Annotated in this window: 22 protein-coding genes and 3 tRNA genes; 10 read left to right on the top strand and 15 right to left on the bottom strand. The window is 59.0% G+C overall.

Features of this window, described 5'->3' with window-relative positions:
- Positions 1 to 87: 87 nt before the first annotated feature.
- The 3 genes from GFU70_RS14250 to GFU70_RS14260 form a co-directional block, all read right to left on the bottom strand.
- Positions 88 to 525, bottom strand: coding sequence for an AprI/Inh family metalloprotease inhibitor (locus GFU70_RS14250; RefSeq protein WP_413468817.1), 438 nt, complete (start codon positions 523 to 525; stop codon positions 88 to 90).
- Between the two features lie 133 nt (positions 526 to 658).
- The gene (locus GFU70_RS14255) at positions 659 to 2,116 is read right to left on the bottom strand and encodes a serralysin family metalloprotease (protein WP_153388275.1); all 1,458 of its coding nucleotides are present in this window, start codon (positions 2,114 to 2,116) and stop codon (positions 659 to 661) included.
- A gap of 332 nt (positions 2,117 to 2,448) precedes the next feature.
- A complete protein-coding gene (locus tag GFU70_RS14260) occupies positions 2,449 to 3,354 on the bottom strand; it encodes a LysR family transcriptional regulator (RefSeq protein ID WP_153388276.1) in 906 nt (301 codons plus the stop codon).
- Between the two features lie 133 nt (positions 3,355 to 3,487).
- On the opposite strand from GFU70_RS14260, the gene GFU70_RS14265 reads away from it, so the two are divergent.
- Positions 3,488 to 4,951: an MFS transporter gene (locus GFU70_RS14265; RefSeq protein ID WP_058544158.1), complete on the top strand. Its 1,464-nt coding sequence runs from the start codon at positions 3,488 to 3,490 to the stop codon at positions 4,949 to 4,951.
- Positions 4,952 to 5,144: 193 nt separating this feature from the next.
- Positions 5,145 to 5,423 (top strand): DUF1652 domain-containing protein, encoded by a 279-nt coding sequence (locus tag GFU70_RS14270; protein WP_003201764.1) that lies wholly within the window; start codon positions 5,145 to 5,147, stop codon positions 5,421 to 5,423.
- Positions 5,424 to 5,781: 358 nt separating this feature from the next.
- Here GFU70_RS14270 and GFU70_RS14275 read toward each other — a convergent pair whose 3' ends face one another.
- Positions 5,782 to 6,450 carry a Bax inhibitor-1/YccA family protein gene (locus tag GFU70_RS14275; protein WP_058544159.1) on the bottom strand — a complete coding sequence of 223 codons (669 nt, stop codon included), beginning with the start codon at positions 6,448 to 6,450 and terminating at the stop codon, positions 5,782 to 5,784.
- A 124-nt stretch (positions 6,451 to 6,574) separates the two neighbouring features.
- On the opposite strand from GFU70_RS14275, the gene GFU70_RS14280 reads away from it, so the two are divergent.
- The 3 genes from GFU70_RS14280 to GFU70_RS14290 all read left to right on the top strand — a co-directional run bounded on the left by GFU70_RS14280 (position 6,575) and on the right by GFU70_RS14290 (position 9,703).
- A tRNA-Ser gene (locus GFU70_RS14280) sits at positions 6,575 to 6,662 on the top strand.
- A gap of 123 nt (positions 6,663 to 6,785) precedes the next feature.
- Entirely contained in the window at positions 6,786 to 7,640 is an 855-nt protein-coding gene (locus GFU70_RS14285; protein WP_081264418.1) for a prohibitin family protein, read from the top strand.
- A 266-nt stretch (positions 7,641 to 7,906) separates the two neighbouring features.
- Positions 7,907 to 9,703 (top strand): DAHL domain-containing protein, encoded by a 1,797-nt coding sequence (locus tag GFU70_RS14290; protein ID WP_058545991.1) that lies wholly within the window; start codon positions 7,907 to 7,909, stop codon positions 9,701 to 9,703.
- 135 nt (positions 9,704 to 9,838) lie between these two features.
- On the opposite strand, the gene GFU70_RS28750 is transcribed toward GFU70_RS14290, so the two are convergent.
- Positions 9,839 to 10,030: a DUF2188 domain-containing protein gene (locus tag GFU70_RS28750; RefSeq protein ID WP_081264414.1), complete on the bottom strand. Its 192-nt coding sequence runs from the start codon at positions 10,028 to 10,030 to the stop codon at positions 9,839 to 9,841.
- Between the two features lie 102 nt (positions 10,031 to 10,132).
- Entirely contained in the window at positions 10,133 to 11,032 is a 900-nt protein-coding gene (locus GFU70_RS14295; RefSeq protein WP_058545992.1) for a polysaccharide deacetylase family protein, read from the bottom strand.
- A 238-nt stretch (positions 11,033 to 11,270) separates the two neighbouring features.
- On the opposite strand from GFU70_RS14295, the gene GFU70_RS14300 reads away from it, so the two are divergent.
- The 3 genes from GFU70_RS14300 to GFU70_RS14310 all read left to right on the top strand — a co-directional run bounded on the left by GFU70_RS14300 (position 11,271) and on the right by GFU70_RS14310 (position 12,452).
- Complete coding sequence (locus GFU70_RS14300; protein ID WP_058545993.1) at positions 11,271 to 11,525, top strand: DUF6555 family protein; 255 nt, start codon at positions 11,271 to 11,273, stop codon at positions 11,523 to 11,525.
- 151 nt (positions 11,526 to 11,676) lie between these two features.
- Entirely contained in the window at positions 11,677 to 11,907 is a 231-nt protein-coding gene (locus GFU70_RS14305; protein ID WP_058545994.1) for a hypothetical protein, read from the top strand.
- Positions 11,908 to 12,026: 119 nt separating this feature from the next.
- The gene (locus GFU70_RS14310) at positions 12,027 to 12,452 is read left to right on the top strand and encodes a hypothetical protein (protein ID WP_058545995.1); all 426 of its coding nucleotides are present in this window, start codon (positions 12,027 to 12,029) and stop codon (positions 12,450 to 12,452) included.
- Positions 12,453 to 12,480: 28 nt separating this feature from the next.
- On the opposite strand, the gene GFU70_RS14315 is transcribed toward GFU70_RS14310, so the two are convergent.
- Both GFU70_RS14315 and GFU70_RS14320 read right to left on the bottom strand, forming a co-directional pair.
- Positions 12,481 to 12,708 (bottom strand): PLD nuclease N-terminal domain-containing protein, encoded by a 228-nt coding sequence (locus GFU70_RS14315; protein WP_014338117.1) that lies wholly within the window; start codon positions 12,706 to 12,708, stop codon positions 12,481 to 12,483.
- Between the two features lie 73 nt (positions 12,709 to 12,781).
- On the bottom strand, positions 12,782 to 12,967 hold the full coding sequence (locus GFU70_RS14320) for a hypothetical protein (RefSeq protein ID WP_003201747.1): 186 nt from the start codon (positions 12,965 to 12,967) through the stop codon (positions 12,782 to 12,784).
- Between the two features lie 283 nt (positions 12,968 to 13,250).
- Here GFU70_RS14320 and GFU70_RS14325 point away from each other — a divergent pair, with 283 nt between their 5' ends.
- Complete coding sequence (locus GFU70_RS14325) at positions 13,251 to 13,613, top strand: NUDIX hydrolase (RefSeq protein ID WP_116642192.1); 363 nt, start codon at positions 13,251 to 13,253, stop codon at positions 13,611 to 13,613.
- Between the two features lie 128 nt (positions 13,614 to 13,741).
- Here GFU70_RS14325 and GFU70_RS14330 read toward each other — a convergent pair whose 3' ends face one another.
- The 3 genes from GFU70_RS14330 to GFU70_RS14340 all read right to left on the bottom strand — a co-directional run bounded on the left by GFU70_RS14330 (position 13,742) and on the right by GFU70_RS14340 (position 14,794).
- Entirely contained in the window at positions 13,742 to 14,209 is a 468-nt protein-coding gene (locus GFU70_RS14330) for a hypothetical protein (protein ID WP_064106846.1), read from the bottom strand.
- 230 nt (positions 14,210 to 14,439) lie between these two features.
- Positions 14,440 to 14,526: transfer RNA gene (locus GFU70_RS14335), tRNA-Leu, on the bottom strand.
- 194 nt (positions 14,527 to 14,720) lie between these two features.
- Positions 14,721 to 14,794, bottom strand: a tRNA-Cys gene (locus tag GFU70_RS14340).
- Between the two features lie 397 nt (positions 14,795 to 15,191).
- Here GFU70_RS14340 and GFU70_RS14345 point away from each other — a divergent pair.
- On the top strand, positions 15,192 to 15,971 hold the full coding sequence (locus GFU70_RS14345) for a TSUP family transporter (protein WP_153388277.1): 780 nt from the start codon (positions 15,192 to 15,194) through the stop codon (positions 15,969 to 15,971).
- Here GFU70_RS14345 and nudC read toward each other — a convergent pair.
- From nudC to GFU70_RS14365, 4 genes are all read right to left on the bottom strand, one after another.
- The gene (gene nudC, locus GFU70_RS14350; protein WP_058545999.1) at positions 15,939 to 16,769 is read right to left on the bottom strand and encodes an NAD(+) diphosphatase; all 831 of its coding nucleotides are present in this window, start codon (positions 16,767 to 16,769) and stop codon (positions 15,939 to 15,941) included. The genes GFU70_RS14345 and nudC overlap by 33 nt on opposite strands.
- 6 nt (positions 16,770 to 16,775) lie before the next feature.
- Positions 16,776 to 17,588: a crotonase/enoyl-CoA hydratase family protein gene (locus GFU70_RS14355; protein ID WP_058546000.1), complete on the bottom strand. Its 813-nt coding sequence runs from the start codon at positions 17,586 to 17,588 to the stop codon at positions 16,776 to 16,778.
- 169 nt (positions 17,589 to 17,757) lie between these two features.
- Positions 17,758 to 19,245, bottom strand: coding sequence for an efflux transporter outer membrane subunit (locus GFU70_RS14360; RefSeq protein ID WP_153388278.1), 1,488 nt, complete (start codon positions 19,243 to 19,245; stop codon positions 17,758 to 17,760).
- A complete protein-coding gene (locus GFU70_RS14365; RefSeq protein ID WP_153388279.1) occupies positions 19,242 to 22,346 on the bottom strand; it encodes an efflux RND transporter permease subunit in 3,105 nt (1,034 codons plus the stop codon). Before GFU70_RS14365 ends, GFU70_RS14360 begins: the two co-directional genes overlap by 4 nt.
- Between the last annotated feature and the right edge of the window lie 93 nt (positions 22,347 to 22,439).

The following is a 22,439-nucleotide window of genomic DNA, read 5'->3' on the forward strand; positions in this document are numbered from 1 at the left end:
AATCTTTGTTTTTCGATTCAGTCCACACCGAAACGCACGCCTGTTTAAACAAGCGCACTTCGATCAAGACTCAACTGCACTCACTCGTTAATGAGCACTCTGGGACTTATTGCGCTCAAGCCGGAGTATCAAACCGGACTTCAGCGTCATTTGATAATGACCTCCCTGACGCAGCCCCAAGTGAGTCCTGGAATTTTGTTTACCGATCAGGGAAAGACCGTCGGGCTCGGTGAACCAACGAACCGGCTCATCCCCCAGCCACTGGCCCAGGCAATCGGTTTGCCCGCCCAGGGTCTGGTCCACCTTGAGTTCGACGAGGCACCTGTTGGACGGTTTGTCCTGCATCGCCCGGGTTTGCGCATCGTCCTGCGGGCTCGACAGAACGGCCTGCCACTGACCGGCCAACTGCGAGGGATCTGCTAACAACAGGCTGCGCGCCATGGCGACTTCTCCACAAAACATCATCAGCGTAGCGAGCAACCCGGTGGTTACTTGAGCGCTACTGGGCATGAATTTCCGACGCATGTCCTTCACCCTCGCCGAGGTCCTGTAGGAGCTGTCGAGCGAAGCGAGGCTGCGATCTTTTCGCTTGAGACTCAAGTGGTAGGGGAAAGATCGCAGCCTCGCTTCGCTCGACAGCTCCTACAGGGTTTTGGCATTAGGCCACGATATCCGAGACCGCTGCCTGGCCAACGGTGCTGACCAGGAAGTCGGCTACGCCGTGCCCGGAGAAGTCCACCAACAACAGGCTGTTGCCACCCGATGTCGACAACACCGCATCGCCCGCCGCACCGCTGAAGGCGCTTACGAAGTGCAGGCCTGCGCCCTTGGTGATACCGGTCAGGTCGATCTTGTCCAGGCCGCTGACGAAATCGAGGATCTGGTCCGTCGCCCCCGGCCGTGAATCGGAACTGGCGGCGAACACGAACGTGTCCGACCCCGAGCCACCCCAGAGTTTGTCTGCACCGCCGCCGCCCCAAAGGATATCGTTGCCCGCGCCGCCCTTGAGCTCGTTGGCCACGGTGTTGCCGATCAGCAGATCGCTGCCCGAGCCGCCGATGGCGTTTTCGATGACGGCACCTTGGGCGATGGACACGTTGCCGACCATGCCGCCCACGTCGGAAAACGAGGCGTCATTGAGGTTGATTTTCTGGTTCTGGGTGAAGCCGGAGAAATCCAGGGTGTCACGTCCGCCCGCGTCCCATACCGAAAACACCACCTTGTCCGAGGACGAATACGCACTGAGAAAATCGCGACCGGTGTTGGAGTTGAAACCGTAGGTCGAATCGCCAGTACGGGTCGTGGTGTTGGCACCATAGAGTTTCTGGATGGCCGCGATGTCATCCATCAGTGGGCCGGAGGCATAGGCTTCGACGCCGCCCTTGCTGAAGTTCTGGTCGGTATTGCTTTCGCTCCAGTAGCTCATGATGCTGTAGCCACGGGTGTCCTGGCCATACGTGGCGTCATCGTAGGTCGGGCTGCCTTCGCCCGCGTTGTAGTCACCCGGGTGGGCCAGGCCGAGGGTATGACCGATTTCGTGGGTCAGGGTCTGGCGACCGTAGTTGTTCAGGCCCGGGTTCTTGTTCTGGGTGTAGCTGTTGTTGATCAGGTACCAGGAGGTCCCGTCATAGCCGGCGCCGGTCCCCGGCAGATAAGCGAATGCCGCCGCGCCGTCCTGCCCGCTGCTGTAGTTGCCGAAGGTCATGTGACCGTCGCCGCCGCTGGCTCTTTCAGTGAAGGTAACGTTGGCGACGTCCGCCCAGGATTGCATGGCCAGGGCCGCTTGGCCTTTCTGCTGTGCACTGAACTGGCTGAAGCCGCTGATCCCATGTTTGTACAGGGTGCTGGAAGAGGCGGACGTCAGGAAGGTGTAGGTCAGCTCGATCTTGCCGCTGCCATCCCGGTCCTGGTAAGCCGCACCGTCGCGCAACAACTGCGTGGCCGCCTCGTCGACGGAGTACGACGGTTTACCGTTGACGGTCAGGTTACCGCCCCGGTCGTATTGGTGGTTGAAACTATTGATCTGGTTGAACGCATTACTGGGAGCCGCCAATGATTGCGGCGCCCAAAGGAGTTGTTCGGCAGAATCAATAGCGCTGCTTTTGACTTTCGACATAAACACACTTCCTTGTTTGCAAATGGAACAGTTCTAGTCAGACAGGCAATCTCTGGCGAGATCGTCCTATCACTCGCCCAATGAGGACGTAAGAAACCTGACACAATTGGAAATCAAACGTCTAGCAATTTTTTCGCATAATTTCGTGGTCAGCCCTTTAACGCCCATAAACAATAGGTTTCTGCCTCTTTAATGCGCCCATTCAACTGCCCGAGTTACAGATTGTCGGACAAAATTCTATTTAAATATTAAATATCGATAACTAGCAATTTGCGGATGGCGTCGCACTTTCGCCAACTAAGTGCCAGCGAAGTGCTATTAATTAATAACGACTAAACCTCTACCGATTTACGGGCGCACACTTCCCGCAGACAGCCTCGAAGCCAGCGATGCACAGGGTCGGCGTCCATCCGCGGATGCCACAGCATGGCGATCGTGAACCCAGGCACCGCAAACGGCAGCGCAAAGCTGTGCAGGCCAACCCGCAGGCTCTCGGTGTAGCGTTCCGGAACGCTGGCAATCAGGTCACTGGCGCGGGCCAGCCCCAGCGCCGAGGAAAAGCCTGGCACGGTGGTGACGATTTCCCGGGACAAGTTCAACGTCGCCAGGGCCTGGTCGATGAGGCCATGATCCAGGCCGCGCATCGAGACACCGACATGCCCACCAGCGGCATAACCGGTGGCGCTCACCCCTGCCTGGCTCAGCGGGTGACCCGCGCGCACCACGCCAATCAAGCGGTCGTTGAACAACGCCTGGGTTCGCAGTTCCGGGCTGGTGTCCTTGTCCACGACGGCGGTCTCCAAGTCCGCGGAACCTTCGCGCAGCGCCGTGCTGTCCCGGTCGGTCTTTTCCACGAAACGCAGCCGCACGCCGGGCGCTTGCTCGTGGATGCGGGTGATCAGATCTATGGCAAAGTTTTCCACGAACCCCTCACGGGTGCGCAACGTGAACGTTCGGCTCAGGCGCCCAAGATCCGGGGTCATCACTGGCCGCAGCACCGCCTGGGCCTGCTGCACCAGGTGGCTGACCTGTTCGCGCAACTCCAGCGCGCGGGGCGTCGGCACCAGCCCTCGCCCGGCCCGAACCAACAGCGGGTCACCGGTAGTCTCACGCAACCGCGCCAGCGCCCGGCTCATGGCCGACGGGCTGAGCCGCAGCCGCCGGGCGGCCCGGGCCACGCTGCCTTCCGAGAGCAGCACATCAAGGGTGACGAGCAGATTGAGGTCAGGCGAGGACATGGTGGTATCTCGAATTGAATAGATAGCGTTTGCTGCAGCTATAACGTGCAAATGCTGCGCCTTCCGCCATGTTATGCCCAGGCGTAACGTTCTGACAGCTCCGTTTTCGAGCGCCACGGATACAGGTGACACGATGAACCCTATCAACACGCAACCAAACCGGCCGGCAACCGCGACCGCACACCGGCTCTTTTCACCCCGCTGGGCCCTGGCCAGCCTTGCGCTCTCGACGCTGCTGGCCGCCCTTGGTGCCAGTGTGGCCGCAGTGGCACTGCCGACGCTGGCCCAGGCGCTCGGCGCCTCTTTCCAGCAGGTCCAGTGGGTGGTGCTGGCCTATCTGCTGGCAATCACCACGCTGATTGTCAGCGTCGGTCGCTTGGGGGATTTGATGGGCCGGCGCAAGCTGCTGTTGGCCGGTATCGCCCTGTTCACCTTGGCATCGGCGGTATGCGGCCTGGCGCCCTCGCTTTGGCTGCTGGTCGCAGGTCGGGCGCTGCAAGGCCTGGGGGCCGCCATCATGATGACGCTGACGTTGGCCCTGGTCGGCGAAACAGTCGCTCAGGAAAAAGCCGGCAGCGCCATGGGCCTGCTGGCAACGCTGTCGGCGGTGGGCACAGCCCTTGGGCCGTCCGTTGGTGGCATGTTGATCAGCGGGTTCGGTTGGCCAGCCTTGTTCCTGATCAACATACCCCTTGGCCTGCTGACGCTAGGGCTGGCGTGGTACTCGATCCCGGCGGGTGAAGTACCGCCGAAGCCCGCAAAAACCCGCTTCGATGTAACCGGTACATTGCTGTTGGCAATGACGCTCGCCGCCTATGCCTTGGCCATGACCTCCGGGCGCGGGAGCTTTGGCGGACTGAATATTGCACTGCTGCTGATCGCGCTCGTGGGCGGCGGACTGTTCATTCGGTCCCAGTCCCGGGCCGTATCGCCGCTGATTCCCTTGACAGTGTTTCGCGACAAATCATTGGTCTCAGGCCTGGCGACGAGCGCGCTGGTCGCGACGGTCATGATGGCGACGCTGCTGGTCGGGCCTTTTTACTTGTCCATCACCCTCGGACTGCCAGCGGCCTTCGTGGGGCTGGTGCTGGCCGCGGGGCCGTCCGTCGCGGCGCTGACCGGGGTGCCTGCCGGACGCCTGACGGATCGCTTCGGCGTGCAGCCCATGCGGCTCGCCGGCCTGGCGACCATGGCCCTCGGCTGCCTGATGCTGTCGCTGGTTCCCCCTGCCCTTGGCATCGTCGGCTACCTTACGGCCATCGTGGTGACGACCCTGGGCTACGCGTTCTTCCAGACAGCCAACAACACGGCAGTCATGGCCAATGTGGCTGCCCAGAGGCGAGGCGTCATCGCCGGTCTGCTCAACCTGTCACGCAACTTGGGTTTCTTCACCGGAGCTTCCGTGCTCGGCGCAGTGTTTGCGGCCGCAGCGGCGACGAATGACATCACCCGCGCAAGCCCCGAGGACGTGACGAACGGTCTGCACACAACCTTCGCCGTTGCCCTGGCAATGATGATCCTGGCCCAGTTCATCGCTTGGAAATGCCGTGTGCCAGAGCCTTTGTCCATACCCCAGGGCAATCCCAACCAAGCGTAATGGCATTTTGAAGATTGCCGCTTAAGTCGTGATCCAGATCAAAAAAAGTGAACCAATCGCAAAACGGACTGAAAAAATCCACATGAGCTTCATTTTCAGGTGCTATTTTTAGTTCTCACTGGTAGAGCCATGATGGCTCTTCCTTCCTGACATGAGCAAAAGGAAGCGCTCGATTGAAGAAGGCGGGCAACACATGAATAAAGGATCTTTCAGCAAGGTTACGTTCCCCAACGCTTGCCAGTTGATGCGCTGGCACTTCCATCCCATGGGATTCGAAGCGAGCATGGATGCGCCTGGCAGTATGGTTGCCCGGCTGTTTGACCGTGCCAGCGGCGAGACCATGATCGCCATTGCGGGTATCCCCTGCGCGACTGTGATGAATGCCCCGGATGTTGAACGAATAATCGAGGCGGTGGAGGCCGAACTGGAAGCCTTCGTGCCACCAGTGGGATTGCGGCGGTTTGCCTCTTAAGTCCACTTCATGTGGCAATCCGCTCACCCACGCTCCAAAAGCGGCACCTCCCTTTTTCCAAGGGGAGGTGCCGTTTTTTTTGAGAGGGCTCGGTTTTTTTGCGTTGGTGTGTATATCCATTTCTGCGGTAACGGCGGCTGGCGGTTTCGCTCCTACAGCGGCTCACTTTTGCGCTTCTCAAAAGTGAGCCGCCGTCAGGGCGGAACCCTAAGCCGCCGTTACCGCAGAAATGGATATACCCCCCAAAAACGCACCTAAAAAACCAAAAAAAACGGCGCTTTTCATTTCTGAAAAACGCCGTTGTTTCTATGTGAACAGCATCACGCCGAAGCGGGCTTCTCACTCATCGCCAATGCAATCAGTCGTCGCGACCCATCAGGCCAAACAGCTGCAGCAGGCTGACGAACAGGTTGTAGATCGATACATACAGGCTGATGGTAGCCATGATGTAGTTACGCTCGCCGCCATGGATGATGGCGCTGGTCTGGTACAGGATGCAGACCGACGAGAACAGCACGAAGCCGGCGCTGATCGCCAGTTGCAGGCCGCTGATCTGGAAGAAGAAGCTGGCCAGCACTGCCCCCAGCAGGACAAAGAAGCCTGCGGTGATGAAACCACCCAGGAAGCTCATGTCCTTGCGGGAAATCAGCACGTAGGCCGACAGGCCACCGAACACCAATGCGGTCATTGCGAAGGCCGAGCTGACCACTTCAGCGCCACCCTGCATTTGCAGGTAGCGATTGAGGATCGGGCCGAGCAAAAAGCCCATGAAGCCGGTCAGGGCGAAAGCCGACACCAGGCCCCAGGCCGAATCACGGAGTTTGTTGGTGAGGAAGAAAAGGCCGTAGAAACCGATCAGCACGACGAAGATGTTCGGGTAACCCACCCGCATCTGTTGTGCGACGTAGGCCATCACACCGCTGAAAGCGAGTGTGAGTGCCAGCAAGCCATAAGTGTTGCGCAGGACGCGGCTAACCTCTAGCTGCTCAGCCTGCACGTTGTTCACTGCGTAATCCTGTTCGCGCATGGCGACACTCCTCCGGTTTTGAAACATTCAGTGGCAAGGATCATAACAGACGCTCTGTAACAAGCTACGTAGAGAGTTTGACAGTGTGTTTCATTCGGGTATTATGGCGCCCGCAACGCAATACGGAGGTGTGGCCGAGTGGTTTAAGGCAACGGTCTTGAAAACCGTCGACTGTAACAGGTCCATGAGTTCGAATCCCATCGCCTCCGCCATCTTCTAACGTTAAAGCCCTGATTATTCAGGGCTTTTTCGTGTCTGGCATTCGCAATACCGATGCAGCTTCAACACTGGACGCAGCTATGGCAAACCCCATCCAGCCACTCAAGGAAAGAAAAGTGACCCGTAAAACCATCGGCTCCATCGTTGCTGCAATCGTGGGCATTCTCCTGTTGTGCGTCTTCTTTGGCAGCTGGTACACGGTCGACGAAACCGAGCGTGGCGTACTGCTGCGCAACGGGGCGCTGGTCGGGGTGATTGAACCGGGCCTGTCCTTCAAGATGCCATTTATCGAGTCGGTACGCCTGATCAGTGTCCAGAGCCAAGTCACGGCTTATGAAGACCTCCAGGCCTACAGCAAGGACCAACAGTCCGCCCAGCTCAAGGTGTCCGTGTCCTGGCATATTGCGCCTTCCGATGTAGCGAAGGTCTATACCCAGTTCAAGGATCTTGAAGGCATCCGCGACCGGATGATCAGCCGCCAGGTGCCGACACAAGTGGAAAACGTATTCGGCAAGTTCAACGCCGTGGCTGCCGTGCAGAACCGCGTCCAACTGGTCAACGATATTTCCACAGCGATCAAGGCCAGCATTACCGGGCCGGTGATCATCGACAGCGTCCAGGTCGAAAACATCGACTTCAGCGACGCCTATGAAAAAGCCATCGAAGCGCGCATGGCTGCGGAAGTCCAGGTCAAGACCCGCGAGCAGCAACTCGCCACCGAACAGGTGCAAGCACAGATTCGTGTGACTCAGGCCCAGGCGGAGGCCGATTCGCAAGTGGCGCAGGCCAAGGCAGACGCACTGGCTACCGAGTTGCGCGGCAAAGCCGAAGCCGAAGCCATCAAGGCACGGGCCCAGGCCCTGGCCAGCAACCAGAATCTGGTGGAACTGACCAAGGCCGAGCGCTGGAACGGCGTCTTGCCAACCACCGTGCTGCCAAACGGCGCCCTGCCCTTCATCGACATCAAGTAATGCCACCGGCGCGGCCTGCCCGGCCGCGCCTGCTCCACTTCGGCGCATTTTCGCAGCAAAGTGCCCCGCTCGTTAGCGCTACACTCAGCCATGAACCCGACGTTCATCGTTAGCAGGGAGCCCAACGTGTACCCAGGCAAAAACAGACCGGCACGACAAACCGTACGACAATTTCCTTTTTCCCCCTTCGGCTCACGCCTTGAGCCCCTCCCTCCCCTCGAAAATTCACCGACTCCTTCGACAAGCCCCCTGAACAGGAGAGTAGAGTGACCACCATTATTAAAAAATATAAATGGCCCGCCCTGCTGGCCGTCGCGTTTGTCGTTTTTTCTGCCCTGATATTCTTTTTAATCAAGTCATACACGTACGACTCATCGACCTATTTCGAATCTCGTGACTTCATCCGACAACTCAAGCAGGCCGACGCGAACTGGAACGGCAAGATCCTCAGGAAGAAGATCGGCGTCAACAACAACCTGTCACTGGCCCCGCCGGCAGAGGCGGACAGTCGCTGGCAGCAGCTGGAACGACTCAATAACTCCGGCCCCTTGGCGGCGCTTTGGGCATCCAGGCGCAAGGGTTATGTGGACGCCGTCAAGAACAAGACCTTTTTGGTAGAGCAATTCGAACAGCACAACGCCAATCTACGCACGTCCCTGGATGCGCTGCCGCTGGTTGAAGACGAAATTCAAACGCAGCTCAAGGAGATGAGCATAGAAAGCCCCATGGAGCGCCTGACCGCAGCGTCCAATGTGCTTGAATTGACCCTGACGACACTGGAGTTCGCGCTTTATGTCACCTCTGAAAAAGCCCGGGAAGTGCAAGGCAAATTAACCGAGCTGGAACCCTACATCGATCAGTTGCCCCCGACCTATCAGACGCCCTTCACTACCTTGACCCAGCACGTCAAGACCATCGTCCAGGAACAACCTGTCGTCAATGACCTGCTCGATCGCATCAGCGTCATTCCGGTTGCCCAGGAACTGGATAGCATCAATGAGCTGTTGAACGAGACACAGCGCAGGACAGCCGCAACGGACCGCCAATATCATATCTACCTGGTCGTACTTGCTGGCCTGATGGCAATTCTGATGATCTACCTGGCGGTGCGGCTGGTTCGCAGTTACGCCGTCATCAATCAGATCAACCAGCAACTGCAAACGTCCAATGAACGACTCGAGGAACGCGTGCAGGAGCGTACCCGAGAGCTGAAGGAGGCCGAACGCGAATTGGTGGATGCGGCCCGCATGGCAGGCATGGCCGAGATTGCCACGAACGTGCTGCACAATGTCGGGAATGTGCTCAACAGCGTGAATATTTCAGCCGAGGTCGTGACCCGCAAGTTGAGGAACAGCAAGACCGTTGGGCTCACCAAAGCGGTCAAAATGATGAATGAGCATGCCGAGGATCTTGGCCAGTTCATCACCCTTGATGAAAAAGGCCGGTTGCTACCGCGTTATTTCAACGAACTGGTCGACTCCATCGCCGCGGAACAGGCAGTGCTTATCGATGAGCTGGCACAGTTGACCAAGAGCATCGATCACATCAAGGAAATCGTCACCACTCAACAAACCTATGCAGGAGCCGCCAGGCTGATCGAACCGCTCAATGTCAGCGATCTGTTCGAAGATGCGCTACGCATGAACTCGGGCGCGCTCAGTCGACATCATGTCACCGTCATCAAGGACTATCAGGACGTTCCTGCGATCATGGGGGACAAGCACCGGTTGCTGCTGATCCTGATCAACCTGATCAGCAACGCCAAATTCGCGATGTCGCACATCAGCGAGCACCCGCGGGAAATCACCCTGGGGATCCGCATCCTCGACGAAACAACGCTCTGCCTCAGCGTCAAGGACCGAGGCGAAGGCATTTCTGCGCAGAACCTGGCGCGCATCTTCAACCACGGTTTCACGACCCGCAAGGACGGCCATGGGTTTGGCCTGCACAGCTGCGCTCTGGCAGCGGTTGAAATGAATGGCCGTCTTTATGTTCATAGCGACGGACCGGGGCAAGGCGCTCTGTTTACCCTGGAAGTCCCGCTGGAATTGGCACGCGTCTGATCACCGTGATGGGCCCAGGCTGACCCCATCGCTCCCACAGGTTTTTTTTGGTGAACACTCGAAACGCTGTGGGAGCGAGCTTGCTCGCGATGGGGGTGTACCTGTCACCGAGAGATTGGATGCACCGCCCACCACCTATTTTGTGTTCACAGGCCGGCCGCTACTGTTTCTCCGTGTTGGCAACGCGGCAGCGTAGGCCAGGGCTTCCTCACGGGAAGCAAAGGAACCCAACCGGTCAGCCTGGGTACAGACCCTCCAGGGGCCGCTGTTTACGCTAAGCACGTCATAACCGTTGATGTGCATTTTCGTCAGCATCGCAGTACTCATTGGTCACCTCCGACTTTAACCAAGGGTGCACGGCCTACCATACACGCTGATTGCCCAGGGCGGCCAACCGAACGTCGCGTCACCCGCCGCATTCGTGGCGCATCAGTGCGAATCCGAATCCCACAACCAATCCCACAGCCCCGGCAGATGCACGGGCTCTGTGCTGTGGTCGACCGTCCGAGCCAAGGCCGCTCTCGCCAGTGCCTGGTGGTCATCATAGAACGGCTTGGCGGCAGTCCTCACGCCGGTAGCCTTGGCACTGTCGAGCAGGATTTGCAGGTATTCGCGGGCATGCCGGGCGGTGTAACGGTTGATGTCGTGAAACGTCACCACCACCGGAATGACCCCATCGACCACCGGCAATTGCCCGGCGGCAATGCGCTCGCGCACTTCGGAGAGTTGCCGGGTCAGGTTGATCCGCCGCCGCGGGCTCATCGTGATGCCCCAGACTTTGCCGTCATTTGCGCTCAAGTCGGTCAACAGAATGTGCAAGCCATGTTGTCGGTAGGCGGCGGAAGTGCGCCTGTCGAAGCTCCAGAATGGCGGCCTTACCAAGGTCGGCGGCGCACCTGTGATGGAGGCGATATCGCTTGCGCCATGGGCAAGCGATTGTTCCAGCTCATCAGGTTTGAGGAACCGGTGGTTACTGTGCCAATGGGTCGCCGTATGAAAGCCCAGCACATGGCCTTCCTGCTGTTGACGGCGCATTATCGAGCGGCCAATGTCACTGCCACCGGCACGGGGGGCGCGGGTCTGCAGGAAAAACACCGCCTTGATACCGGGCTGTACCGGGTTGTCTGCGAGTGCGTCGAGCACCTCCAGGCTAGGGTTCCAGATAGACGAGGCGCTGGGCCCATCATCGAATGTCAGCAGGAAACGGATCGGAGGTTGTTCACGCAAGCGTTGCTCGGTTTGCGGCGTCAGTTCGATGGGCGCGCCAATGCAGCCCGACAAACCGATGGCGAGAGCTGCAATGAACAGCACCCTGGCGGTGTTTTTCATGTTGTGCCTTTTGTTGATGCCGCACTGCGTCGCCTTTGATCCCTGGCCTACGGTGTTGAAGCTCACCTTGGAGAAGGGTAACCGGGTTTGGTTCCTTGCCGTGAGTTCCGGCTGGTTGCAAATATTTCCGTTGCCCCGAGCTCGAGCCTGGGCGGCATCAATTTAACCATCTGGAAATTCGATGGAATTTTCCGAGTGCCTTTGTATCCATCCGTATAGAACTAATTAGGGAGGATTTATGGGCGGGCCATCGCTTTACATCATTGACTACATGCTCCATGGCGAACCCAAGTCATTCATTATTCGCGCTGAAGTGATGAATAACTCCGAGGCTTGGCATTGGGCCAGTTGCGACGCGGGGGTCGGGCGCATACCGAAATTCGGGAGAGAGAAGGTCAAGCGGGTCTCCAAACCCCTTGCTGAAAAATACGGTATTACCGACGTGCGTTGGCGGGCGAGCGTCACGCCGTCCTGGGTCAAGGAGTCCGGCTAACGCCACTTGCATTGTTTCTGGCGCACCGGCTGTCTAGCCGGGCACCGGATTCTTCGACAGAGCTTGAATAACTCAACTACGCTTAAACCACGGCATGGCCCGCCCCTGGCGGGTCTTGTGCTGTCTCATCAACCCTGAATGGAGGTGTGACATGTCCGAAAAAGAGTCCATCACCACCCTGCTCACCTTGCTGGAATCGCGTCAGACCAGGCTCACGGCAGCCTGCAAGGAAATTGCCGATTGGGTCGACCACCAAGGCGGGCATCCCACCGCAGTGCGCATCCGGGACCGGCTCAATGACATCGACAAAGACGCCCCGTCGATCCAAAGCGCGCTAACGGCGCTCAAGCCTGCCGAGCCCCCTCTGCCCAAGTTCCGCTGACGCGCAGCGCCTGGCTGTTCCCCCTGAGTTCTACCGGTTGGAAAACTGATGGAACGCGGGCTTTTTTTGCACCTCGAAATGGATAGGCACCGGTGCAGAAACCGCGAAGGGAGAAACTCATGAATGCCAGAATCCTGTTGTTGATCGTTTGTGCAAGCCCCACCGCCGTCCTGGCCCAAGGCTGCGACGTCATCACTCGATCCCAAAGCCAGGCCGTTCCAGTGATCGAAAACCACAGCTGTTACGAATACAAAGGCATCCCCACCGAAACCCTCGATTGGTCGTGCAGCAATGAAAGCAAGGGAATGCTCACAACCCAAAAGCGTAAGGTCGAACGTTGCGCCGAGGGTTACGTAGCGACATGCCAGGCGAGGCTGACCCAGGAAGCGTTGGCCAACCCGCACTCAACCAGCAGGGACAAGCACGGCGGGTCAGCCAACCTTCCCGACAATGCAAAGGTGACCTGGTACTACTACAGTATCGAGCAGCTACAGCAGGCCCAGGAGGATTGCGAAACCACCGGCGGCGATTGGACCAACCAATGAAAGGACGGCCCGTACAGCCGCTTCCTGGCTAACCTTTGCTGTGCTCCGGCGATGACGGCCCTTCCTTGACGCCGCGAGGGCCGGCTACCCCCCAGATGACCAGGCCCAAAACCGGCAGAATGATCAGCAACAGGGCCCATCCAGCCTTGGTACCGGCCGACTTGTCGCTTCGAAAGACGCTGACAATCGCCCACAAATCGACGAGCAGCAAAAGCACCGCAACAGCGATCCAGAAATAACTGGCTAATTCAGACATGGCCTAATCCTCTTGTTGGTCTAAGGATTAGGCATAGCCGTCGAGGCGCCGTTCAAAGAATTTGCCCCCGCACTTATCCCCGCTCGTTCAGATAAGCAACCCACTGCTCATAGGCTTCATGTTGACGCTGGACTGCTTCATCCCAGGTCGATCCGCTCATTTGATGGACACATATGAGTTTCATCATCTCCGATGTTGCCGTATCGAGCTCCACCAGGAGCTCATGGGATTTGATCTTGAAGTCTTCAACGGTGGTCATTTCTCGCTTCCTTCCCCTACGGGGCCGGCCAGTGCACCCAACATGGATTCATTTTTTTGAAGCTGATTCAATTTGAGGCGATAACCGGTCGAAAGCTTGGCGCTGGCGGTTGGACAGAGGGCTGGAGCGATGACTGTTTAAAAAAAGCTCAGTCTTTCCCGCTCTGTCGTGGTCGTAAGGGATAAGACCTTGAAAAACCTGCCATTGAACGAAGCAGATAATGCCAGGCTCAAATATTGCAGTTATATTTCAATCTAATGACAGTCAATGATCGAGCACGGCCATGAAAATTCGAGCGACCGTCATCTGCGAGGAAAATCGCCACATCTTGCTGGTGCGTAAAGCCAATAGCCGTTGGGCGTTGCCGGGCGGTACCGTCGAGCGCGGCGAAACCCATGCCGGGGCCGCCGTCCGGGAATTGGCAGAGGAAACCGGGCTGGACGTCGAGAATCTGCTCTACTTGATGCGAGTCAATGACGGGCAAACCGAACATCATGTGTTCGAAGCATCGGTCAGCGACTCGACGGTGGCCAAGCCACAGAATGAAATCAGCGATTGCCTCTGGCATCCGTTGGACGCCATTGCCCAGCTGCAAATGAAAAAGGGGATGAGGGACATTCTCGAGGCGTTTCGGCGACGGTTGTGAGGCACCGGCACTGATGACCAACACCGGATAGGTTGCATGATAAATATCATGCAACCTATTGTTTTATAAATACTAGATGATCACAAAATTGCCCGAAATCTGCCATCAAACCGCTGAGGGCAACGGGCTCACTTTTTCTGCCAGGCGGTGCTGATCGGATTGACCACGGTATTTTCTTCCTGCGTATAGGTCCCGTTCTGCTGGGCTATCGCCTCGCCGGTGTCGACAATTGCGTTCTGGATAAATACGTTTTGTGCATCACCTCGAATAAAGGTGAGCTGGTGATACGCTGTTTTATTGCCCCAGTCAGCGGAAGGCAGGGAGATGAACTTTACGGTGTATGTCTCGTCGGTGTGCTGGCCCTGCAAGACGTAGACACCGTAATGATTTTCTCCCTGAGAGATGATTTTGTACAAACCGTTGCTGTAGTAATAAATTTCCGCGTCGGGAAAGGGCTTCTTATCGTACATTTTCCGATAGTGCAGAACCTGCTTGACGGTCGGCTCGCCAAAGTTCACGGCCAGCGTTTTCCCATCAACGGAGGTTGTCTCCCCAGCGCATACAGCGCTGCTGCTCATCAAGGCCAACAGACTCATCGTTGCGATCGTTTTCACTCGTTACCTCTCCATGGTCAAAGGATTAGCGTACTGGGCAAGGGCTGGAGGACGTAACCACCAGCCACTCACCTTGCTAATCTCAACGCCGAGTGTAGAGGGTTGCGCTTGAAAATACCCGCAGGCATGGACTCCGTTTCCGCAGCAGTTTTCAGAAGCGGAAACGAACAAGGGTTTGCATTAGCTTTCGCTCGCAAACCCTTGATTTTAGATGGTGCCCGAAGCCGGAATCGAACCGGCACGCCCTTACGAGCGGGGGATTTTAAGTCCCATGCGTCTACCAGTTTCGCCATTCGGGCGGTAGCGCGGTTAGCCTTGGGAACGTCGGCAAAATCCAGTGGCCGATGTTCTGGCTGGTGCAGCAAGAGGGGGGAATATATACATCCCTCCCCTGCGAAGCAAGGTAGCTCATGCCCTTTTCAATACAAAAGCTTTCAATGCTTCGAAAATAAAAAAGCTCCGTAAATCATAGATCTACAGAGCTTTTTAAAAGTGGAGGCCGAAGTCGGAATCGAACCGGCGTAGGTGGATTTGCAATCCACTGCATAACCATTTTGCTATTCGGCCTCAGAACGTTTGATGCAATGCTGCCACATCAACCGCGGTACAAACCTGATCAGGATACAGGGCATCTAGGCGCCGCTATCTCCTTGAAAACATTGAGATTTTTTACGTCCCAGTGCGTTCGATGGGCGCAATTATGTACTCATTTGCCTAGGCTGACAACCCCTTGATTTCAAAAAAAAATCGTCCAGCGGTCTCGGTGTGCCAGGCAGATATCAGGAAGCCTTTTGGGACTGCTGCGCAGCCCAGCAAGAGCAGGCTCCCACGCCACGGGCGATTTGTGGGGTTGTGGGATCTTACAGTGCAACGCCCCAACCGGCTGTCGCAGCCCTGCACCATTATGGGTAACATACCGGCCCTCCCCGCAGCCCTTCTGCGACCTGCCAAATAAGCCTATTTCATGCCTTTTGAACTCAGCGTTGACCTCACTACCCTCGCTATCCTTGCTGTTGTCGCGTTCATTGCCGGTTTCATCGATGCCATTGCCGGTGGCGGTGGGTTGCTGACCACGCCAGCCCTGCTGACGGCAGGCTTGCCGCCTCATCTGGTCCTGGGGACCAACAAACTCAGTTCGACCTTCGGCTCGGCGACGGCCAGCTTCACCTTCTACAAGCGCAAGTTGTTCCACCCAAGGCAATGGACCCACGCCCTCGTCGGCACCCTGGTCGGGGCCCTGACCGGCGCTATCGTCGCCCATTACCTGCCTGCCGAGTGGCTGAACAAGATGCTGCCAGTGATCGTCTTCGCCTGCGGTCTGTACCTGTTGTTCGGCAGCACGCCCAAGGCACCGCTGGACAGTGACGCGCCGATCAAGAAGACATGGCAATCGCCCCAAGGCTTCAGCCTGGGTTTCTATGACGGCGTGGCCGGGCCGGGTACCGGGGCATTCTGGACGGTCAGCAGCCTGCTGCTCTACCCCATCGACCTGGTCAAGGCCAGTGGCGTGGCCCGCAGCATGAATTTCGTCAGCAACATCGCGGCGCTGTCGGTGTTCATCTTTTCCGGGCAAGTGGACTGGGTCATCGGCCTGAGCATGGGCCTGTCGGTGATGATCGGCGCGTTCTTCGGCGCTCGCACCGCCATCAGCGGCGGCGCGAAATTCATCCGACCGGTGTTCATCACCGTGGTGCTCGGCTTGACTGTGCGCCTAGCCTGGCAGCACTGGTTCAGCATGGCCTAGGCGCCGCGCCACATACAGGTCGATCAGGTAGCGGGCAATGGAGCGCGAGGCCGGCAGCGGTGGCAGGTCATGGACGTTGAACCACTGGGCGTCCTCGATTTCATCTTCCTGGGGCACGATGTCGCCACTGGCGTATTCAGCGTGGAAACCCAGCATCATCGAATGGGGGAACGGCCAGCACTGGCTGCCCATGTACTGGATGTTCTTCACCTCGATGCTGACTTCCTCGCGCACCTCTCGCACCAGGCAATCCTCGGCCGACTCGCCCGGTTCGGCAAACCCCGCCAGGGTGCTGTAGACGCCCGGGACGAAACGCGGCGAACGGGCCAGCAGGACTTCATCGCCTCGAGTGATCAGCACGATCATGCTCGGTGAAATCCGCGGATAGTGCCGCAGCTCACAGGCCTCGCAATACATGGCCCGCTCCAACGGAATCTGGTCCATGCGCGTGCCGCAACTGCCACAGAAACGATGCTCCCGGGCCCAGGTGCCGACCTGCGCGGCATAACCCAGCACTTTGTACAGCGTGTGGTCCTCCTCGAGCATGAACGCCCGCAGGCCTTTCCAGTTACAGCCAGGGATGTCCAGCGGGCTGTGCAATTCCAGCAGGTAGACCGGCTCGCCATCCAGGTGACCGATGCCGTGCTCGGCGAGGATCGACAAATCCTGGCGCTTGAGCCATTCGCGGGGAAACAGCGCGCCGTTGTCATCGAACAGAAAGCCCTCAGGGCTACGGGCGACGGCCCAGCCACCAGCAAGAGCGGTATCAAGTACTGCGGTGGTCCAGCGTGAAATCATGGTCGATCAATCCTGAAATTCAGGTTTCTGTTTGCTCATATGGGCGGCCATGGCCACGCGCAGGTCGGTCGATTGCAACATGGCGGCGTTCCAGGTGGCGACGTATTCCAGGCCGTCGTCGATGCGGTGGTCGCGCATGTAGCTGATCATTTCCTTGGTGCCGGTCACGGCAATCGGCGACTTGGCGGCGATTTCCCGGGCGATGTCCATTACGCCGTCGAGCAGGCTGGCGGTATCACTGTAGACACGATTGACCAAGCCGATGCTGCGCGCTTCGTCGGCACCGAAGGTGCGCCCCGTATAAGCGAGTTCACGCAGCATGCCGTCCCCGATGATTCGGGGCAAGCGTTGCAATGTGCCAACATCGGCGGCCATGCCGATATCGATTTCCTTGATGGAGAACTGGGCGTCCTGGGCCGCGTAACGCATGTCGCAGGCGGCAATCAGGTCGATGGCCCCGCCCAGGCAGTAGCCCTGGATCGCCGCGATCACGGGTTTGCGGCAGTTGTCCACGGCGTTGAACGAGGCTTGCAGTTGCAGGATCTTGCGTCGCAGCAGGCGTGCATTGCGCCCGACGTCCTTGCCCAGCTCGTTGGCCACGCCCGCCAGCATCATCAGGTCGATCCCTGAGGAAAAATGCTTGCCGGCGCCGCTCAACACCACCACCCGCACGGCATCGGTGTCGTCGATCCATTGGAAGATATCGATGATCTCGCTCCAGAACGCGGCGTTCATCGAATTGATCTTTTCCGGGCGATTGATCTGCACATGGGCAATGTTGTCTGCAAGTTCGACATTGAACGCTTGGTATTGCGACATGGCAGTGATCCTTTACCGGCTGAAAAGAGGCTCGAACTATAACAAGCCATCGCGACAGGACGTAGGCAGTGCATCGGCCAAAAGCGGGACTGACCGCCGACATGACCACGGAAGTCTTTATTGAAAATGGGGAACCCTGTGGGAGCAAGGCTTACCCCATCAACAGTGATCAGGGCTTCTCGTGCGCCTGCGCCTGCAACTGCCCGTCCCAACCACCCCCCAGCGCCGCAATCAACTGCACACTGGCAATCAGGCGGCTCTGCTGCAGGCTCAGCACACTGCGTTCATTGCTCAAGGCCGTGGCCTGGACGGTCACGACATCGAGGTAGGCAATCAACCCTGCCTTGTACTGGTTCTGCGTCAGGCGCAGGGATTCCCGGGCGGCGTCCAGGGCTTCCTGGCGCACGCGGGCTTCGTCTTCCAGCACCTTGAGCTGGATCATGTAGTTTTCTACCTCGCGCAAGCCGTCGAGCACGGTCTGGCGATAGGTGGCGACGGTCTGGTCGTAGGCCGCGACAGTACGGTCGACCTCTGCCGAACGCTGGCCACCATCGAACAGCGTCATCGCCAATTGTGGCCCTACCGACCAGAAGCGGTTCGGCACGCTCACCCAGTTGTCGTAGGTACTGCTGCTATAGCCGCCACTGAGGCTCAGGGTCAGGTCCGGGTAATACGCGGCCTTGGCGACCCCGATGTTGGCGTTGGCGGCCATCACCGAGCGTTCTGCCGAGGCGATATCCGGCCGGCGTTCGAGCAACTGCGAAGGCAGCGCCACCGGGATCTGCGGCAGCGACGGGATGTCCTGGGTCTCGGCCAGGTTGAACTCGGCCGGCGGCAGGCCGATCAGCACGGCGATGGCGTTTTCAAACTGGGCCCGTTGCCAGATCAGGTCGATCAGGTCGCCCTGGGCGGTCTTGAGCTGGTTCTGTGCCTGGGCCACCGCGTCCTTGCCGGACACCCCGGCACGGTACTGGTTTTCGGTCATTTTCAGGGAGCGCTGATAGTTGTCGACCGTGGTCTGCAACAGACGCTTCTGTTCATCGATCACCCGCAACTGCAAGTAATTCTGCACCAGTTCCGATTGCTGGCTCAGGCGCATCGCCGCCAGGTCGGCAAAACTGGCTTGCGCGCTCGCCTCGTCAGCTTCCAGGGTGCGGCGCAACTTGCCCCACACATCCGCCTCCCAACTGACGCCAGCCTGGGCGTTGTAGGTGTCGCGAATGCCGCTGGATGAACTGCTCAGGCTCGAACTGCTGCTGCCGGTGCCCTGGCTGGAGCGCGTCTTGCCAACGGTCAGGTCGACGGTGGGGAAAAATGCGCCACGGGCATTGCGCACCAACGCCCGGGCTTGCCGGTATTGGGCGGCGGCCTGGGCCACGGTCTGGTTGGACGTATTGAGCTGGTCCACCAGGCCATTGAGTTGCGCATCGCCGTACAACTCCCACCAGGCGCCCCTGGCCAATGCATCGCTGGGATTGGCCTGTCGCCAACCCTGGGCTTCCTTGTATTGCACCGGGGCGGCAGCCTGGGGACGTTGATAATCCGGCCCGACGGCGCAGGCGCTGAGCATCGCCACGCACAGCACCAGGCTCAGCACCCGCGAGCCACGGGCGGTTGCCAGCGTCGCGGCAAGATTGAAAGGCGAACGGTCGGTCATAGCGGAGTTTCCAGGGCAGCATCAGTGCGCACGCCGCGCCAGCGATTGAAGCGATGGCGCAGTTTGTCGAGATAAAGGTAAACCACCGGGGTGGTGTAGAGCGTCAGTACCTGGCTGAACACCAACCCACCAATGATAGTCAGGCCCAGTGGCTGGCGCATTTCCGAGCCCTCGGCAGTGCCGAGCAACAGCGGCAAGGCGCCAAGGATCGCCGCCAGCGTGGTCATCAGGATCGGCCGCAACCGCAGCAGGCAAGCACTGCGGATCGACTCCTGCGGCGTCTGCCCGGCACGTTCCAGTTGCAGCGCCAGATCGATCATCAGAATGGCGTTTTTCTTCACCACGCCGATCAGCAGAAACAGCCCCAACAGTGAGATCAGGCTGAACTCGCCACCCAGCGCATAGATCGACAGCAACGCGCCGACCCCAGCCGATGGCAACGTGGACAGGATGGTCAACGGATGGATGTAGCTTTCATACAACACCCCCAGCACCAGGTACACCGCCAGCAATGCTCCGAGGATCATGAACGGCTGGCTCTTCTGGGTGGCGGCGAACGCATCGGCGGTGCCGGCCATTTTCGCGATGACATCCTCGGGCATGCCAAGCTTGGCGATCGCCCGCTCGATGGCCGCGGTGCCCTGCTCTACCGTGACGCCTTCGGCCATGTCGAAGGAAATGTCCTCGGAAGCAAACTGGCCTTCATGGCTGACCCGGTCGTCCTCCAGGCTTTTCTCGTAGTGTGCTATGGCCGACAGCGGTACGCGCGCGCCATCGGCGGTGATCACCTGGACCTGCTCGAGGGTACTCGGGTCCTGGGCATACTTGGGATTGACCTCCATCACCACTTGGTATTGGTTGAGGCTGTCGTAGATGGTCGAGATCTGCCGCTGGCTATAGGCGTTGTTGAGCACTGCAGTGACCATGTCCATGTCGATGCCCAGGCGCTTGGCCTGGTCGCGGTCCACCATCAGCGTCACCTGCTGTGCCCCACCACCGTCACGGGCGTCGATGGCGGTCAGTTCCGGCAAGGCCCGGAAGGCCGCCACGACCTTGGGATACCAGGTACGCAGCGACGCCAGGTCGGCGCTTTGCAGGATGTAGGAATACTGCGAGGTGGTCTGCTCGCGACCGCCACCGAACTGCAGGTCCTGGTCGGCCATTAACATCAGCTGAGCGCCGGGGACCTTGGGCATTTCTTTACGAAGGCGCTCGATGACCTGTTGTGCAGAAATATTACGCTCCTTGATCGGTTTGAGGCGCACCAGCATGAAGGCGTTGTTGGTGCCGTTGTTGCCACCGATGAAACCGGCGACGCTTTGCACCGCCTCGTCCTTGAGCACGGCGCGGCGGAAGATTTCCATCTTCGGCTGCATCACGTTGAACGACAGCCCGTCGTCGCCACGCACGAAACCGATCAACTGACCGGTGTCCTGCTGCGGCATGAAGGTTTTCGGCACCACCACATACAGCGCAACGTTCACGCCGATGGTCACCAGCAGGCTCAGCAAGGTCAGCCGGCGATGACGCAGCACCCAGTCCAGGCTGCTGGCATAGCCACGGACCATCCACTCATTGAGCCGCTGGCTCCAGCGCTGCAAGCGGTTTTCCTGCCCCGGCACGTGAGGCTTGAGCCAGCGGGCGCAGAGCATCGGCGTAAGGGTCAGCGAGACCACCAGCGAAACCACGATGGACGCCGCCAGGGTGATGGAAAATTCGCGAAACAGGCTCGCGATGATCCCGCCCATGAACAGGATCGACAGGAACACCGCCACCAGCGAGACGTTCATCGACAACAGGGTAAAGCCCACCTCCTCGGCTCCCCGGTACGCGGCCTTCATCGGTGGCATACCTTCATCGATATGCCGGGAGATGTTCTCCAGCACCACGATGGCATCGTCCACCACCAGGCCGGTCGCCAGGATCAACGCCATCAACGACAGGTTGTTCAGGGAGAAACCGTACAGGTACATCACCGCAAACGTGCCCACCAGCGACACCGGCACCGCCAGGGTCGGGATCAGGGAAGCGCGGAAGTTGCCGAGGAACAGGAACACCACCAGCACCACCAGGGCCACGGCGATCAGCAAGGTCATTTCCGCTTCATGCAGGGTGGCCTTGATCACTGGCGAACGGTCCATCGCCAGGTTCAGCTTGACGCTGGCCGGCAGCACGGCCTGCAACGCCGGCAGCTGCGCCTTGATCTCATTGACCGTCTCGATGATGTTGGCCCCGGCCTGGCGGTTGATCACCAGCAACACGGCGGCATCGTTGTTGAAGAACCCGCTGTTGTAGCGATCCTCGACGCTGTCGGTGACTTTCGCCACGTCCTTGAGCCGCAATACCGAGCCGTCCTGGTAGCGGATGATCAGCGTTTCGTAGTCCTTGGCCTTTTCCAACTGGTCGTTGGCCTGGACCTGCCACATGCGCTGATCGTCCTCTACCGACCCCTTGGGCCGGCGCACGTTGCTATCGGCAACGGCGGTGCGCACGTCATCGAGGGCCACGCCGTACTGGTTGAGCAACTGCGGCTCCAGTTCGATGCGCACCGCCGGCAACGAGCTGCCGCCGATCTGCACTTCGCCGACGCCCGACACCTGGGACAGGCTCTGGGACAGGATGGTCGAGGCCAGGTCGTAGAGCTGGCCTTTTTTCAACACATCCGAGGTCAGCGACAGCACCATGATCGGCGCCTGGGACGGGTTGACCTTCTTATAAGTCGGCATGCTGCGCATGCCGCTGGGCAACAGGTTGCGCGAGGCATTGATGGCCGCCTGCACTTCCCGGGCGGCACCGTTGATGTCACGGTCCAGGTCAAATTGCAGGATGACGCGGGTAGAGCCCTGGCTGGAGCGGCTGCTCATGGTGTTGACCCCGGCGATGGCGCCGAAGGAGCGCTCCAGGGGCGTAGCCACCGTCGAAGCCATTACCTCGGGGCTGGCCCCGGGCAGGTTGGCCTGGACCACGATCACCGGGAAATCCATTTGCGGCAGCGGCGCAACCGGCAGCAGCCCGAAGCTCACACCACCGAGCAGTATGATGGCGAAGCTCAGGAGCATGGTCGCGACCGGACGCTTGATGAATGGGCCGGAGAGGTTCATCGGCACAAGCTCCGGACTGCACATGACAAACCGATAGTAGTAGCTGGGCTTTTGTGGCGAGGGGATTTATCCCCGCGGGGGTGCGCAGCAGCC

It is taken from the genome of Pseudomonas brassicacearum, from assembly GCF_009601685.2.
Classification (GTDB): Bacteria; Pseudomonadota; Gammaproteobacteria; order Pseudomonadales; family Pseudomonadaceae; genus Aquipseudomonas; species Aquipseudomonas kilonensis_B.